Consider the following 13,771-nt stretch of genomic DNA (forward strand, 5'->3'; position numbering starts at 1 on the left):
GATTTCGGTGTGTGCAGGGAGGGTCACTTGAGGGAGACGCGGAGGATCTTGTCCTTGCCGTATCCGAGATCGCTGGTGCCCACCCACAGTTCGTCCGCGCCGGGCACCTTGGCAATGGCGCGCAGGCGACCGAAGCGGCCGGGGTAGAAGTCGACCGGCGTGCCGGTGAACTCGCTGTCCCCGTCGATCGGGATGCGCCACAGCCGCTTGCCGCGCAGCGACGTCACGTAGATGACGTTGTCCACGATGGCGAGTTGGGCGGGCACGCCCCACTCCGGGTGGAACACGACCCTCGGGGTGGTCATGCCCTTGACGTCGCAGCCGCCCTCACAGGCGGGAAAGCCGTAATTGGCGCCCGGCTTGATCAGGTTGACCTCGTCCCAGGTCTGATCGCCGACCTCCGTCTCCCACAGCCGGCCGTTGCGGTCCCAGGCCAGGCCCTCCGGGTTGCGGTGGCCGTAGCTGTAGACGCGGGTGCCGAAGGGGTTGCCGGGGGCCGCGGCGCCGGTCCTGGTGATGCGGAGGATCTTTCCGTTGAGTGACTTCTTGTCCTGCGCGAGCTTCGGCTGGTAGGCGTCGCCGGTGGAGACGTAGAGATAGCCGTCGGGGCCGAAGGCGATCTGGCCGCCGTTGTGGTTGCCGACCCGCTTGATTCCGCCGAGCACCAGCTTGTAGTTCGAGAGCGACCTGCCGTCGTAGTCCATTCTGACGACCTGGGTCCGGGTCCTCGTGGTGTGCACGAAGAACACCTGCTTGTCGGTCGTGCCGTTCCAGGTCGGTGACGGAGCAACCCCCAACAGGCCCCCGGGTCCGTCGTCATAGGGTTCGGGGACCGTGTTCGGCACCTCGCCGACCAGTGTCCTACTCCCGTCTCGGTCGAGGCGGTAGACCTGGTAGGTGAGCCGCTCGGTCACCAGCGCCGAGCGTCCGTCCGGCATGAACTTGATCTCCCAGGGCGTCTGCCATCCCGTGGAGAGCGTGCTGACGTCGTCCGTCGGAGCACCTCCGTCCGCGGCGGCAGCCGTGACCGCGGAGGTGGACGGCGCCGCGGCGGCGGGCGCCGACTGCGGCAGACCGGCCGCCAGCAGGGCGGCGGCAGCGGCGAGCGAGCCCAGAACGATCCGGGATGGACGCCGCACTGCGCGGCCTGGGTCTGTCATGTCGGCGCCCTTCGTCGTTCCTCGAGTGAACCGTCGTGACGCGGCGTGTCCACACGCTCGCGAAGGGCAGCGTATTTCGCGGAGGTACCTACAGCCTGTATTGAAATCATGACAATTGGCATGATGTCTGCCATTTGGATGAGCCTTCGCCCCTCGGCCCTCGGGTGCGGCGGAGGGCACGACTGCGGGACGGGCGGGCCGGCGCGGGAGCGGCCCGCCATGCAGCCAGACGGGGCAAGTGACCTGCACCTCAAGGGACTTGACGATGAGCAGGCTGGGCGAGGGTGCCTTCCATGACGCTGCGTGCCCGGCCGTGGAGGGAGCGCACCTCGCATGTCCTGACGGGCGCTTCACGGCGCCATCCGGACATCCGCTACGTCGCCGGTAGAGCGCCCGGCACCATGTCATTGCGCGTGCCCGCCGTCGCCGAGCAGCCGTACCAGGTCGATCCGTGAGCGGATGCCCAACCGGCTGAACACGCCGCGCAGATGGTGGTCGATCGTACGAGGGCTCAGGGCGAAGCGGGCGGCGATCTCGCGGTTGGTGGCGCCGTCGGCGGCCATGCGGGCGATCAGCAGCTGCTGGGCCGTCAGGCGCGTGATGGGGTCGTCGTTGCGGCCGCGGGCGGGGGCGGGCAGGGCGGGAGCGCCCAGCGCGCGGAGTTCGGCGCGGGCCTGCGTCGCGCAGTGCGGAGCACCGAAGTACTCGAACGCCTCCAGGGCGCTGTACAGCCGGTCGCGGGCCTCCGTGCGGCGGCGCAGCCGGCGCAGCGCGCTGCCGAACAGCAGCTCCGTGCGGGCGCGTTCGAAGTCGCGGTCGCCCCGCGCGTGCAGGTCGAGTGCCGTGCGGTAGTGCTCGACGGCCTCGGCGCCGGGCGCGAGCAGGGCGCGGCAGCGCGCGCTGAGGGCCAGGTCGTCGACGCTGCACACGGCACTCGCCCAGCGGTGGTAGTCGGCGTGTGCGGCCCGGGCGACGCGAGTGTCGCCGGTACGTACGGCGGCCTCGACGTAGTGCGGGGTGGCCAGGTGGCGGATGGCGCGGTGGCCGTGGCCCGGGCCGAAGCCGGCGAGGGCGCGCAGCCGGGCCGCAGCTCCCGCGAAGCGGCCGTCGGCGAGGTCGAGGAAGGCGAGCGCCCACTGGGCGAGCGCGGCGGGCAGGCCGAGGCCACGGGCGAGGGCGTAGGACCGTGCGGTTGCGGCACGTTCGCGGCAGGTGGCTGCGTCGCCGGTGACCGCCGCGAACATGGCGAGGGCGGCCTGCAGATGGCAGGCTCCGTTGTCCTGCCCGGTGGCGTACGCCTGCCGCAGGGCGTCCGTGGCGGTGGCCGCGCCGGTCTGTGGGCGCCCGGTCCAGAAGTCGGCGTAGGCGCGGAACTCCAGCGCCTGTGCCACGGTGGCGGTCGCGCCCCGCGCCCGGGCCGAGGCGGCCGCCCGGACGGTGGCGGTGGCGGCCCGGGTGTGGTCACCGAGCATCAGCGCGGCGATACCGGCGTGCACCAGCAGGGTGGGGTCGCCTCCCGGCCCGCACCGCCCGGCCGCCGCCTCCAGCAGTCCTCTCGCATCCTCGTACCGCCCCTCAAAGGCGGCGACGAGCCCGCCCAACGTGCCGGGCACCCCGATCCCCAGCCGCCCGGCCAGCGCGGCGGCCTCCCGGCAGCGACGCAGGTCACCGGTGTAGATGGCGGCTTCGGTGGCGCGGGCGAGGAGGTGGGGAGCGGGCGCGGAGGCCACCGGGGCCGTGGTGGCCCGTGCAGCGGCGCCGGAGGCCGGCCGACCGCGACCTGCTCCCGCGCCGCGCGGCGCTTGTGCAGTGCCCGGCGCTCCCCCGCCCTCCCGGCCCCGCACGCCGTTCCCCTCACCGGCACCCCGCAGCTCCCGCCGAACGCGTGGGTACGTGTTCCCTCCCGCCGGGGAACTCCCCTGGCCGTCCTCCCCGTCACCCCCCTGAACAACCGCCGTCAGCAACGCATCGAAAGCTTCCGTCGCGTTCCCCGCGCGGAGTGCGAACAGGCCCGTCAGTCCGTCGTCGGGGGTGGCAGTGGCCGCCAGTCGGCGGGCGCGGTCCGCGTCGCCCGCGTGCCAGGCGGCCGTGGCGGCGCGGGCCCGGAGGCGGGACTGCTCGGACGGGGTGGGGCTGAGGGTGGCGGCGCGTTCCAACAGGGCTCGGGTCAGGGTGAGTTGGCCCGCGGCGCGGGCCTGTTCCGCTGCGGTGCGCAGTTCCGCCGACAGGCGGGCGCTCGGGCCGAGGGCGCCCGCGCCCCGCTGCCAGGAGCGGCGGGGTGTTTCACCGGCGCCGTGCAGAACGCGCGCCAGCAGGCGGTGGACGTCGCGGCGGTCCGCCGGGGAGCCCGTCTCGTACGCCGCGATCCTCGTCCAGGCGTCCCGGAAGACGACGCCGCCCGCTCCCGACTGCGCGATCCCGGCCGCCTCGGCCGCTTCCAGCGGGCGGGTGTCCAGACGGACGGCCGCGACGGCGCGCAGGAAGGCGTGGGTGGCGACCGGGTACTGGTCCGCCGCGGCGAGCAGCAGGAGCAGGCGGGTGTCGTCCGGGAGGGCCCGGATCTCCGCACGGTGCGCACGCAGCAGACCGGGGGCGAGTGCGGAGGGTTCCGTGGGCAGCGGATCGAGGCCCGCCGACTGGCGGTCGGTCAGCAGCGGTACGAGTTCGGCGGCGGCGCGCGGATCACCGTAGACGGCGTGCAGGACCCGTACGCGGACGCCCTCGGGAAGCCCGGACGTCGTGCGCTGCGGTGGCGAAGTGCGGTCGAGAGGAGGGGGGTTCACCGGAGTCACCACTCAACTGACGTTACTGGCGAGTTAATTGAACCGTAAAGACCGGCGATTTCGCCGATGCGTCGCGCGTAGACCCGAGCCGACACTCCTGGCGACCCCACCCGTGTCAGGAGGCACCATGCAGCGCCACAAGCGTCGTATCGCCACGGCATTCTCGGCCGTGGTCGCATCGCTCCTGCTGTCCCTCTCCCTCTCCGCCACCCCCGCTCAGGCGGCGACCCACAACCCGATCGTGTTCGTGCACGGCCTGAGCAGCGACTCGAGCAGCTGGAACGACTGGATCGCGGACTTCGAGGCGGACGGCTACTCGTCCTCCGAGCTGTACGCGTGGTCGTACGACTGGGGGCAGTCCAACTCCACCACCGCGCAGCAGCTGGCCACCGAGATCAAGAACGTGCTGGCGAAGACCGGCGCGTCCAAGGTCGACATCGTCGCCCACTCGATGGGTGTGCTCAGCTCCCGCTACTACCTCAAGAACCTCGGCGGAACCTCGTACGTCGACGACTTCGTCTCGGTCGCCGGGGTGAACCACGGCACGTCCGTCGCCTCGTGGTGCGCGTGGCTGTACACGTCCTGCAAGGAGATGCAGATCGGCAGTTCGTATCTGACCGCCCTGAACTCGGGGGACGAGACACCGGGCGCCGTGTCCTATGCGAGCTACTGGTCGGACTGCGACGACGCGGTCGTCCCGAACAGCTCGGCGCTCCTGAACGGCGCGGCCAACGTCGACGCCGGCTGCATCTCGCACACCGACATGAACAACGACCACGGCGTGTACGAACAGGTGCGTGGCTTCGTCTCGTGAGCCGCGTCTGAACCCGCGGGGGTGCGCGGGGCCCGTACGGGGGAGAATCGCGGTAGGCCCGTCCTGTCGAGGAGGTCCTCATGCCGCTACGGTCCCCGGGCGCCACGAAGGTGGCGCGGGATCCCGTGCACCATCCGCTGTTCGCCCGCTACTACGCCCGGATCAGCGTGACCGCCGAGACCCGGCTGGGAATGGGCGGCGTCCGCGACCGGCTCCTGTCCGGACTGTCCGGGCGGGTGATCGAGATCGGCGCGGGCAACGGACTGAACTTCGCGCACTATCCACGCACCGTCTCGGAGGTCGTGGCGATCGAACCGGAGCGCCGGCTGCGGCAGTTGGCCCTCGACGCCGCCCGCCGCTGCGAACTGCCCGTGGATGTCGCGCCGGGCGCCGCGGAGGCACTGCCCGTCAAGAGCGAGGCCTTCGACGCTGCGGTGATCTCGCTGGTGCTGTGCAGTGTGCGGGACGTGCCGCGCGCGCTCGCGGAGATACGGCGGGTGCTGCGGCCCGGCGGCGTCGTGCGGTTCTTCGAGCACGGCCGCGGCGGCGGCCCGGCGATGACCTTCACCCAGCGCGCCCTGGACCGCACGCTGTGGCCGCCCCTCAACGGCGGCTGCCATCTGGCCCGCGACCCGGTCGCCGCGCTGCGCGAGGCCGGGTTCGAGCTCGGGCCCTACCGGCGGCTGCTGATGCCCGCGACGGGGCCGAGGCTGCCCACCTCGTACTGCGTGCTGGGCACGGCGTGGCGGCCGGAGCCCGGCGGGACCGCCACCTGAACGCCCTGCTCACATGGTCCAGCTGCGCAGCTCCGCCGCGATGTCGTACACCGTGGCACTGCCCTTCTTGACCAGGCGGGCCAGGTCGCGCACCTGCACCGGCGAAGTGGTGACCCTGAGGCCGCTGGCGACAAGGTAGGCGTATGCGACCGCCGAGGCGAAGAGGGCGTTCGAGCGCTCCAGCGCAGGGATGTGGATGAGGAGTTGGAGCAGAGCCGCGGCGCGTGCGTGCGGGTCGTCGTAGACGGGGACGTCGAATATCTCGGCCTCGTGGCGCGCTACGGCCGCGACGAGGGCACCCCAGTCGGTGACCTGGGGGTCTCCGGGCGTCTTCTGTTCGGCGAGCATGAGAAGCCAGGCGAGATCGATGCTGAGGTTGCTCAAGGGATCAGCGGCGACCTTCGCGCAGGCCCTCGTCCTCGCCGGCGAACTCCTCGGCGAAGACCGCCTCGTACTGCTTCATGAAGTCGGCGGCGGCCTCGACGAAGGTCTGGCCGACCTCCCCGGTGTCCTGTCTCACGAGTTCCTCGATGTAGCGGTTGACGCTCATGCCGCGGGCCAGAGCGCGCTCGCGAGCGGCACGGGCCGTGCCCTCGTCCACTCTCACGTTCAGCTGGGTCTTCGCCATACCTCGAAGCTAGCGCTGAAGCGCTAGCACGACAAGAGCTCCTCCCACGGGTGGAGCGTGCCCCTTACATCGGAACCAGGGACCCGACCTGCGGTGGAGACCACCCGGGACCTTTGGTGGATATCCGATGTGGGCGGGATCACACTACGCTCGGCCGGGACGGAGGAGTCGACACTCCGAGCGAGCGAGGAGGCAGCGTTGTCCACAGCAGCTGCGGAGCACGCCCCCGGCCATGCGTCGGCCGACGGGATCGCGGCCCGCGCCCGCGGTCTGACCAAGGCGTACGGCTCGGGCGAGACGACCGTGCTGGCCCTGGACTCGGTGGACGTGGACATCGCGCGCGGCCGCTTCACGGCGGTGATGGGGCCGTCGGGGTCCGGGAAGTCCACGCTGATGCACTGCCTGGCGGGGCTCGACTCGGTGTCGGCCGGCCAGGTGTGGCTCGGCGACACCGAGATCACGGGGCTGAAGGAGCGCGAGCTGACCCGGCTGCGCCGGGACCGGATCGGGTTCATGTTCCAGTCCTTCAACCTCATCCCGACACTGAACGCCGCCGAGAACATCACCCTGCCCATGGACATCGCGGGCAAGAAGCCCGACGAGAAGTGGCTGGACCAGGTCATCGACACCCTCGGGCTACGTGACCGCCTCAAGCACCGGCCCTCCCAGCTGTCCGGCGGCCAGCAGCAGCGGGTGGCGTGCGCACGGGCGCTGGCCTCCCGGCCCGAGCTGATCTTCGCGGACGAGCCGACCGGCAACCTCGACTCACGGGCCGGGCTGGAGGTGCTCGCCTTCCTGCGCGAGGCCGTCGACAGCCTCGGCCAGACCGTCGTCATGGTCACCCACGACCCGGGCGCCGCCGCCCACTCCGACCTGGTGCTCTTCCTCGGCGACGGACGGATCGTCGACGAGATGGAACGGCCGACGGCGGAAGCCGTGCTGGAACGAATGAAGCGATTCGACGTGATCCGCAGCCAGTTCGACGAGAGCACTGCTCCCGCCGAGGAGGACTGACACCGTGCTCAAGGCGACGCTCCGCAGCTTCCTCGCCCACAAGGGGCGGCTGCTGCTCTCCGCGCTGGCGATCATCCTGTCCGTGGCGTTCGTCGCGGGCAGCCTGATCTTCTCCGACACGGTCACCCGCACCTTCGACCGGCTCTTCCACTCCACCTCGGCCGATGTGACCGTGGAGCCGAAACAGGACCTCAGGTCCCAGGTGCCGACGGGGGCGGCCGAGACCGTGCCCGCCTCGCTCGCGGCGCGGGTGGCGAAGGTCGACGGGGTCGCCTCGACCCATGCCGATGTCAGTGTCCAGAACATCACGGTCGTCGACAGCAGGAACAAGTCGGTCGGCCCCACCACCGGGGCGCCCACCATCGCCTCCGACTGGTACCTCACCGACCGCAGCCCCGTGAAACTGACCTCGGGCCACGCCCCGCAGGGCGGCGGCGAGGCGCTCCTGGACGCCGACACCGCCGACAAGAAGCACGTGAAGATCGGCGACACCCTGACCGTGCTCGCCCAGCCGGGCACCTTCAAGGTCAGGGTCGTCGGTATCGCGACCTTCACCACGACCAACCCGGGCGCTGCCCTGGTCTTCCTCGACCCGAAGACGGCGGCGGCCCAGCTGCTCGGCTCGGCGGACAAGGCCACCAGCATCCAGGCGAACGCGGCGACGGGCGTGAGCGACGCCCAGCTGAAGAGCCGTGTCGCCGCAGTGGTCGACACCGGCACCTACGACGTGAAGACCGCCGACGAGCAGGCCAAGTCGGCCGCCTCGGACCTCGGCGGCTTCCTCGACGTCATCAAGTACGTGATGCTCGGCTTCGCCGGGATCGCCGTCCTGGTCGGCATCTTCCTCATCGTCAACACCTTCGCCATGCTGATCGCCCAGCGCACCCGCGAGCTGGGCCTGCTCAGGGCCCTGGGCGCCGACCGGCGGCAGGTGCGGCGGTCCGTGCTCACCGAGGCGATCCTGCTAGGCCTGGTCGGCTCGACGCTGGGCCTGGCGGCGGGCATCGGGCTCGCGGCCGGGCTGATCAAGCTGATGAGCGTGTTCGGGATGAACCTCAAGACCACGGAGATGGTCGTGGGGTGGGGAACTCCCGTGGCGGCGTACGTCGTCGGGGTCGGCGTCACCTTCGTGGCGGCCTATCTGCCGGCCCGGCGCGCGGCGGGCGTCTCGCCGATGGCCGCGCTCGCGGACGCCGAGATCGCCGGCATCGGCAAGCCGCTCAGGGTGCGTGCGATCGTCGGCTCGGTCGTGGGAGCGCTCGGCGCGGCGGCCCTCGTCGGCTGCGCCACGGCGACGAAGACGGCATCGTCGGCATCGCTGCTGGGCCTCGGCGTGGTCCTGACGCTGATCGCGACCGTCATCGCCGGCCCGCTCCTGGTCCGGCCCGTGATCCGGGTCCTCGGCGGCGCCTTCCCGGCCCTCTTCGGCTCGATCGGCCGCATGAGCCAGCGCAACGCACTGCGCAACCCCCGCCGCACCGGCGCCACCGCGGCCGCCCTCATGGTGGGCCTCGCCCTGGTCGGCGGCATGTCCGTGGCCAGCGCCTCCATGTCGAAGTCCTTCGACCAGCAGATCGACAAGACGCTGGGCGCCGACTTCATCGTCCAGAACACCAACTTCGTGCCCTTCAACAAGGAGGTCACCGACAAGGTGCGCTCCACGCCGGGCGTCGGCCTCGTCGTACGGCAGCGGTTCGCGCCGGTCGCGGTACGCCTCCCGGACGGCAAGCGCATCGAGACGACGGCCGCGGGCTACGACGACGGAGTGGACGACGTCGCCCATGTGACCTACGCGGCCGGGAACACGGCGGCGGCGCTGGCGGGCGGCAGCATCGCCATGGACGTCAAGTTCGCGAAGAAGCACGACGTCAGGATCGGCAGCACGATCCCCGTCGAGTTCCCGGCCGGCCGGAGGACCGAGCTGAAGGTCGGCGCCCTCACCGACCAGGACCAGGCCGAGGGCTTCGGCATGCAGGGCGGGCTGTTCTTCGGGATCACGACGGTCGAGAAGTACGTGCCCGGCGGGCAGGACTCCGCGCTGTACGTCAACAAGGCCTCCGGCACGAGCGCCGACCAGCTGCGCAAGAACCTGGAGCACACGCTCAAGCCGTATCCGCAGGTCCAGGCCCGCGACCAGGCCGACTACAAGAAGCTGGTGCACGACCAGATCGCCGTGCTGCTCTACCTCGTGTACGCGCTGCTGGGGCTGGCGATCATCATCGCGGTGCTCGGCGTCGTCAACACCCTCGCCCTGTCGGTGGTGGAGCGGACCCGGGAGATCGGGCTGCTGCGGGCCATCGGGCTCGCGCGGCGCCAGCTGCGCCGGATGATCCGGCTGGAGTCGGTGGTGATCGCGGTGTTCGGCGCGGTCCTGGGGCTCGCGCTCGGTCTGGTGTGGGGCGTGTGCACCCAGCAGGTGCTGGCGCTGCAGGGGATGAAGGCGCTCGCGATCCCGTGGACCACGATCGTCGCGGTGGTGATCGGCTCCGCGGTGGTGGGCATCGTGGCTGCACTGCTGCCCGCGTTGCGTGCATCCCGCATGAATGTGCTGGCGGCCATCGCGCACGAGTGATGGAATCGCGGCACAGGCTCAAGTCCCGTATCGGTGAGGAGAGTTCATGCCGCGTCCGTTCCGTTTCGGTGTCAACCTGCTCGACCCCGCGCCCGCCGAGGAGTGGCAGGCCAAGTGCCGCCGGGCCGAGGAACTCGGCTACGACGTGATCCAGGTCCCCGACCACCTCGGTATGGTCGCGCCGTTCCCGGCGCTGGTCGCCGCGGCCGCGGTCACCGAACGGCCGCGGCTGGGCACGGCCGTGCTCAACGCGGGCTTCTGGAACCCCACGCTGCTCGCCCGCGAGGTGGCCACCACGGACGCCCTGACCGGCGGCCGCCTCGAACTCGGCCTTGGCACCGGCTACGTACGGGCCGAACACGACACGGCCGGGCTGCCGTTCGGCTCTCCGCGCGAGCGCGTGGACCATCTGCAGCGCACGATCGAGGAGTTGGAACGGCTGCTCGGCTCCGGGGAACTCCCCCACTCGCAACGGGTGCCGCTGATGATCGGCGGCAACGGCGAGCGAACGCTGAGGCTCACCGCCGGGCACGCGGACATCGCCGCGTTCACGGGCGCGCGCCTGGCGCCGGGCAGCACCACGGGGCAGCTCCTGCCGGTCGGGGCAGGGGAACTCGAAGAGAGCGTGGCGCGCTACCTGCTGCTGGCCGAAGGCCGCAAGGAGCCGGCCGAACTGAACCTGCTCATCCAACGGGTGGTCGTGACCGAGGATCGCGCCGCCGCGGTCCGGCCGCTGGTGGAGCGGGTGCCCGGAGCGACCGTGGAGGGGGCACTGGGGCTGCCGATCCTGCTGGTCGGCACCGTGGACGAGATCGTCGCCCAGGTGCTGGCCCAGCGCGAGCGGTACGGATTCTCGTATCTGACGGTCCTGGAGCCGTACATGGAGGCGTTCGCGCCGGTCGTCGCGGAGCTGGGCGGGCACTGACCGTCCCGTCCGTCCGGATGCTGGAATTCCGGGTCCGGGACGGGGATGCGTGCTGGGATCACCGTATGACCGAACTGCAGATACGGGCCGCGACGGCCGCCGACCTCGACACCGTCCTCGCCTTCTGGAAGGTGGCCGCCGAGGGCACGAGCATCAGCGACGACCGGGACGGCGTGGAGCGGCTGGTCGTCCGCGATCCCGAGGCACTGATCCTGGCCGAACGGGACGGCGAACTCGTCGGCACGGTGATCGCCGGCTTCGACGGCTGGCGCTGCCATCTGTACCGGCTGGCGGTGCACCCGGACCGCCGCCGCCAGGGCATCGGCTCGGCGCTGCTGGCCGCGGCGGAGGAACGGTTCGTAGAGCTCGGGGGACGGCGCGGGGACGCGATGGTGCTGGTGCGCAACGAGACCGGGCAGCATGCCTGGCGGGCGGCCGGGTACACGCCCGAGGACCACTGGCGGCGCTGGGTGAAGCACCTCACACCCTGACAGCCTTTGCCGATCCTTTACAATTGAAGGACCGTATCCGGATCCGTTCCGGCCCTCCAATGAAAGGTGTGAGCGTCCGCCCATGGGCGAGCCTCCCAGTAGTACGCGCAGTACACGACATCGCGCGTTCCTCCCGCCCCTGTCCGACGATGGGACGGAGGTGACCCGATGACCGAAGTGCTCCTCCTGCTGGTGGCGATCCTGCTGTCGCTCGCCTGCGGCGCCTTCGTCGCGGCCGAGTTCTCGCTGACCACGGTCGAGCGGGCCGAGCTCGAGCGGGCCGTGGAGCGAGGCGAGCGGGGTGCGGCGGGCGCCCTCAAGGCCGTCCGCAGCCTGACGTTCCAGCTCTCCGGTGCGCAACTCGGTATCACCGTCACCAACCTCGTCGTCGGCATGCTCGCCGAACCGTCGATCGCCAAGCTGATCGCGGGCCCGCTGGAGGCCCTGGGCATCTCCAGTTCGGCGGCGAGCTCACTCGCCCTGGTGCTCGGTACGGCCCTGTCGACCGTCTTCCTGATGGTCGTCGGCGAGCTGGTGCCCAAGAACTGGGCGATCTCCTCGCCGCTGGCCATCGCCAAGCGCGTGGGCAACGCCCAGCGCCTGTTCAGTGCCGCCTTCCGCCCCTTCATCAGCCACCTCAACAACACGGCGAACCACGTCGTGCGCCGCTTCGGCCTGGAGCCCACCGAGGAGCTGGCCTCGGCGCGCGGCCCCAAGGAGCTGGCCGCGCTGGCCCGGCACTCCGCCAAGGCGGGCGCCCTGGAGGCGGACACCGCGGAGCTGTTCGTACGGACCCTGAACCTCGCCGACCTGACCGCGGAGAACGTGATGACGCCCCGTGTCCAGGTCATCGCCCTCGAAGTCCAGGCCACCTGCGAGGACGTGGCGAACGCGACCCGGGCGACCGGGCTGTCCCGCTTCCCGGTCTACCGCGGCAGCCTCGACTCGGTCGTGGGCACCGCGCACATCAAGGACGTCCTGGCGATACCTGCCCACCGCCGTACCCACACCCGTGTCTCCGAACTGATGCGTGAGCCGCTCCTCGTCCCCGAGACCCTGACCGTCGACCGGCTGCTCGACCGGCTGTCCGGCAAGCGCACCATGGCCGTCGTCATCGACGAGTACGGCGGCACCGCGGGCGTGGCCACGCTGGAGGACATCGTCGAGGAGGTCGTCGGCGAGGTACGGGACGAGCACGACCCGCACGAGACACCCGACCTGGCCCCCGCGGGCAGCGACGACGCGGGCCGCGCGCTGTTCTCGGCCGACGGCTCGGCGCGGGTGGACCAGCTCGTGCGCGTCGGCCTCAGGGCGCCGGAGGGGCCGTACGAGACGCTGGCCGGCCTCGTCGCGACGGAGCTCGGCCACATCCCGGCCGTGGGCGACTTCGTCGAGGTCACCGGCTGGCGGCTCGACGTGGTGGACGCCTCCGGGCGCAGGGCCGCACGGGTGCTGATGCACGCACCACTCGACGACACGGTGGACGGGACGACGAACCGGGAGGGCACGAAGTGACCGCCGTACAGCTGCTGATCGGCCTTGCGACCCTCGTCGTCAACGCCTTCTTCGTCGGCGCCGAGTTCGCGCTGATCTCCGTACGGCGTGCGCAGATCGAGCAGGCCCTGGAAGGAAGGGAAGGAAACGCGGAGGGCGACCGGCGGGCCAAGAGCGTTCTGTGGGGCCTTGAGCACGTGTCCGCGCTGATGGCGGCCGCGCAGCTCGGCATCACACTGTGCACGCTGGTCCTGGGTGTGGTCGCGGAACCGGCCATCGCGCATCTGCTGGAGCCGGTGTTCCACGCCGTGGGCGTGCCGAAGTCCGCGGGGCACGCGGTGTCCTTCGTGATCGCGCTGACCCTGGCGACGTATCTGCACATGCTGCTCGGCGAGATGGTGCCGAAGAACATCGCGCTCGCGGAGCCGGTGCGCAGCGCACTGCTGCTCGGGCCGCCGCTGGTCGCCCTGGCGCGGGCACTGCGCCCGGTGATCTTCGCGATCAACGCCTTCGCCAACACCCTCCTGAAGCTGCTGCGGGTGGAAACCAAGGACGAGGTCGCGGCCACCTTCTCGGACGCCGAGCTGGCCCGGATCGTACGGGACTCGGGCGAGGCGGGACTGATCGACGACCGCGCGCTGGAGCGGCTGCACGACGCGCTGGAACTGGGCCGCCGTCCCGTGCGCGACGTCGTACTCCCACTGGAAGGCGTCGTCTACGCGCGCGTGGGCGTCACCCCGGAGGAGCTGGAGCGGCTGTCGGCCCAGTCGGGCTTCTCCCGCTTCCCGGTGGTGGACGAGGGCCGCCGCATCGTCGGCTATCTGCACGTCAAGGACGCGCTGGACGCCCCCGGCCGGGACGTGCCGTTCCGGGTGCAGGACATGCGTCCCATCGCACGCGTGCGGGAGGGCACACCGCTGGACGACGTGCTCACGGCCATGCGCGGCAGCCGTACACACCTGGCGGCCGTGCTCGGCGGTGACGGCCGGCTGGCCGGTCTTGTGACCATGGAGGACGTGCTGCAGGAGCTGTTCGGGCAGCGGACCTGAGCCGCCCGACGAAGGAGCAGGGCCGACCGACCGGCGGGTATGGCACCGGGATACCATCTCTTCCG

General features: G+C 71.3%; 12 protein-coding genes. 8 read left to right on the forward strand and 4 right to left on the reverse strand.

Annotated elements, in window-relative coordinates; genetic code table 11:
• Positions 1 to 23 precede the first annotated feature (23 nt).
• Positions 24 to 1,160: a sorbosone dehydrogenase family protein gene (locus EDD92_RS07985; RefSeq protein ID WP_123963656.1), complete on the reverse strand. Its 1,137-nt coding sequence runs from the start codon at positions 1,158 to 1,160 to the stop codon at positions 24 to 26.
• A 404-nt stretch (positions 1,161 to 1,564) separates the two neighbouring features.
• Positions 1,565 to 3,952 carry a LuxR family transcriptional regulator gene (locus tag EDD92_RS07990; RefSeq protein ID WP_260327290.1) on the reverse strand — a complete coding sequence of 796 codons (2,388 nt, stop codon included), beginning with the start codon at positions 3,950 to 3,952 and terminating at the stop codon, positions 1,565 to 1,567.
• 118 nt (positions 3,953 to 4,070) lie between these two features.
• Between EDD92_RS07990 and EDD92_RS07995 the strand changes: the two genes are divergently transcribed.
• Both EDD92_RS07995 and EDD92_RS08000 read left to right on the forward strand, forming a co-directional pair.
• Positions 4,071 to 4,757, forward strand: a complete 687-nt coding sequence (locus EDD92_RS07995) for a triacylglycerol lipase (protein ID WP_123963658.1) — start codon at positions 4,071 to 4,073, stop codon at positions 4,755 to 4,757.
• Between the two features lie 80 nt (positions 4,758 to 4,837).
• A complete protein-coding gene (locus tag EDD92_RS08000) occupies positions 4,838 to 5,533 on the forward strand; it encodes a class I SAM-dependent methyltransferase (protein WP_123963659.1) in 696 nt (231 codons plus the stop codon).
• 9 nt (positions 5,534 to 5,542) lie between these two features.
• Here the strand turns inward: EDD92_RS08000 and EDD92_RS08005 are convergent, their stop codons facing one another.
• Together EDD92_RS08005 and EDD92_RS08010 are read right to left on the reverse strand one after the other, a co-directional pair.
• The gene (locus EDD92_RS08005; RefSeq protein WP_123963660.1) at positions 5,543 to 5,917 is read right to left on the reverse strand and encodes a fic family toxin-antitoxin system, toxin component; all 375 of its coding nucleotides are present in this window, start codon (positions 5,915 to 5,917) and stop codon (positions 5,543 to 5,545) included.
• Positions 5,918 to 5,921: 4 nt separating this feature from the next.
• Positions 5,922 to 6,161, reverse strand: coding sequence for a toxin-antitoxin system HicB family antitoxin (locus EDD92_RS08010; protein ID WP_123963661.1), 240 nt, complete (start codon positions 6,159 to 6,161; stop codon positions 5,922 to 5,924).
• 198 nt (positions 6,162 to 6,359) lie between these two features.
• On the opposite strand from EDD92_RS08010, the gene EDD92_RS08015 reads away from it, so the two are divergent.
• The 6 genes from EDD92_RS08015 to EDD92_RS08040 all read left to right on the forward strand — a co-directional run bounded on the left by EDD92_RS08015 (position 6,360) and on the right by EDD92_RS08040 (position 13,706).
• On the forward strand, positions 6,360 to 7,175 hold the full coding sequence (locus EDD92_RS08015) for an ABC transporter ATP-binding protein (protein ID WP_123963662.1): 816 nt from the start codon (positions 6,360 to 6,362) through the stop codon (positions 7,173 to 7,175).
• Between the two features lie 4 nt (positions 7,176 to 7,179).
• Entirely contained in the window at positions 7,180 to 9,747 is a 2,568-nt protein-coding gene (locus EDD92_RS08020; protein WP_123963663.1) for an ABC transporter permease, read from the forward strand.
• Positions 9,748 to 9,793: 46 nt separating this feature from the next.
• A complete protein-coding gene (locus EDD92_RS08025; protein ID WP_123963664.1) occupies positions 9,794 to 10,672 on the forward strand; it encodes an LLM class F420-dependent oxidoreductase in 879 nt (292 codons plus the stop codon).
• 65 nt (positions 10,673 to 10,737) lie between these two features.
• Positions 10,738 to 11,163 (forward strand): GNAT family N-acetyltransferase, encoded by a 426-nt coding sequence (locus EDD92_RS08030; RefSeq protein ID WP_123963665.1) that lies wholly within the window; start codon positions 10,738 to 10,740, stop codon positions 11,161 to 11,163.
• Positions 11,164 to 11,331: 168 nt separating this feature from the next.
• Entirely contained in the window at positions 11,332 to 12,678 is a 1,347-nt protein-coding gene (locus tag EDD92_RS08035) for a hemolysin family protein (protein ID WP_123963666.1), read from the forward strand.
• Positions 12,675 to 13,706 (forward strand): hemolysin family protein, encoded by a 1,032-nt coding sequence (locus EDD92_RS08040; RefSeq protein WP_123963667.1) that lies wholly within the window; start codon positions 12,675 to 12,677, stop codon positions 13,704 to 13,706. Before EDD92_RS08035 ends, EDD92_RS08040 begins: the two co-directional genes overlap by 4 nt.
• Positions 13,707 to 13,771 lie beyond the last annotated feature (65 nt).

It is taken from the genome of Streptomyces sp. TLI_185, from assembly GCF_003814765.1.
Taxonomy (GTDB): domain Bacteria; phylum Actinomycetota; class Actinomycetes; order Streptomycetales; family Streptomycetaceae; genus Streptomyces.

Coding starts and splice junctions, on each gene's coding strand:
- EDD92_RS08010 (WP_123963661.1), bottom strand. CDS start 6,161: ATGGCGAAGACCCAGCTGAACGTGAGAGTGGACGAGGGCACGGCCCGT.
- EDD92_RS07985 (WP_123963656.1), bottom strand. CDS start 1,160: ATGACAGACCCAGGCCGCGCAGTGCGGCGTCCATCCCGGATCGTTCTG.
- EDD92_RS08000 (WP_123963659.1), top strand. CDS start 4,838: ATGCCGCTACGGTCCCCGGGCGCCACGAAGGTGGCGCGGGATCCCGTG.
- EDD92_RS08030 (WP_123963665.1), top strand. CDS start 10,738: ATGACCGAACTGCAGATACGGGCCGCGACGGCCGCCGACCTCGACACC.
- EDD92_RS08025 (WP_123963664.1), top strand. CDS start 9,794: ATGCCGCGTCCGTTCCGTTTCGGTGTCAACCTGCTCGACCCCGCGCCC.
- EDD92_RS07995 (WP_123963658.1), top strand. CDS start 4,071: ATGCAGCGCCACAAGCGTCGTATCGCCACGGCATTCTCGGCCGTGGTC.
- EDD92_RS08035 (WP_123963666.1), top strand. CDS start 11,332: ATGACCGAAGTGCTCCTCCTGCTGGTGGCGATCCTGCTGTCGCTCGCC.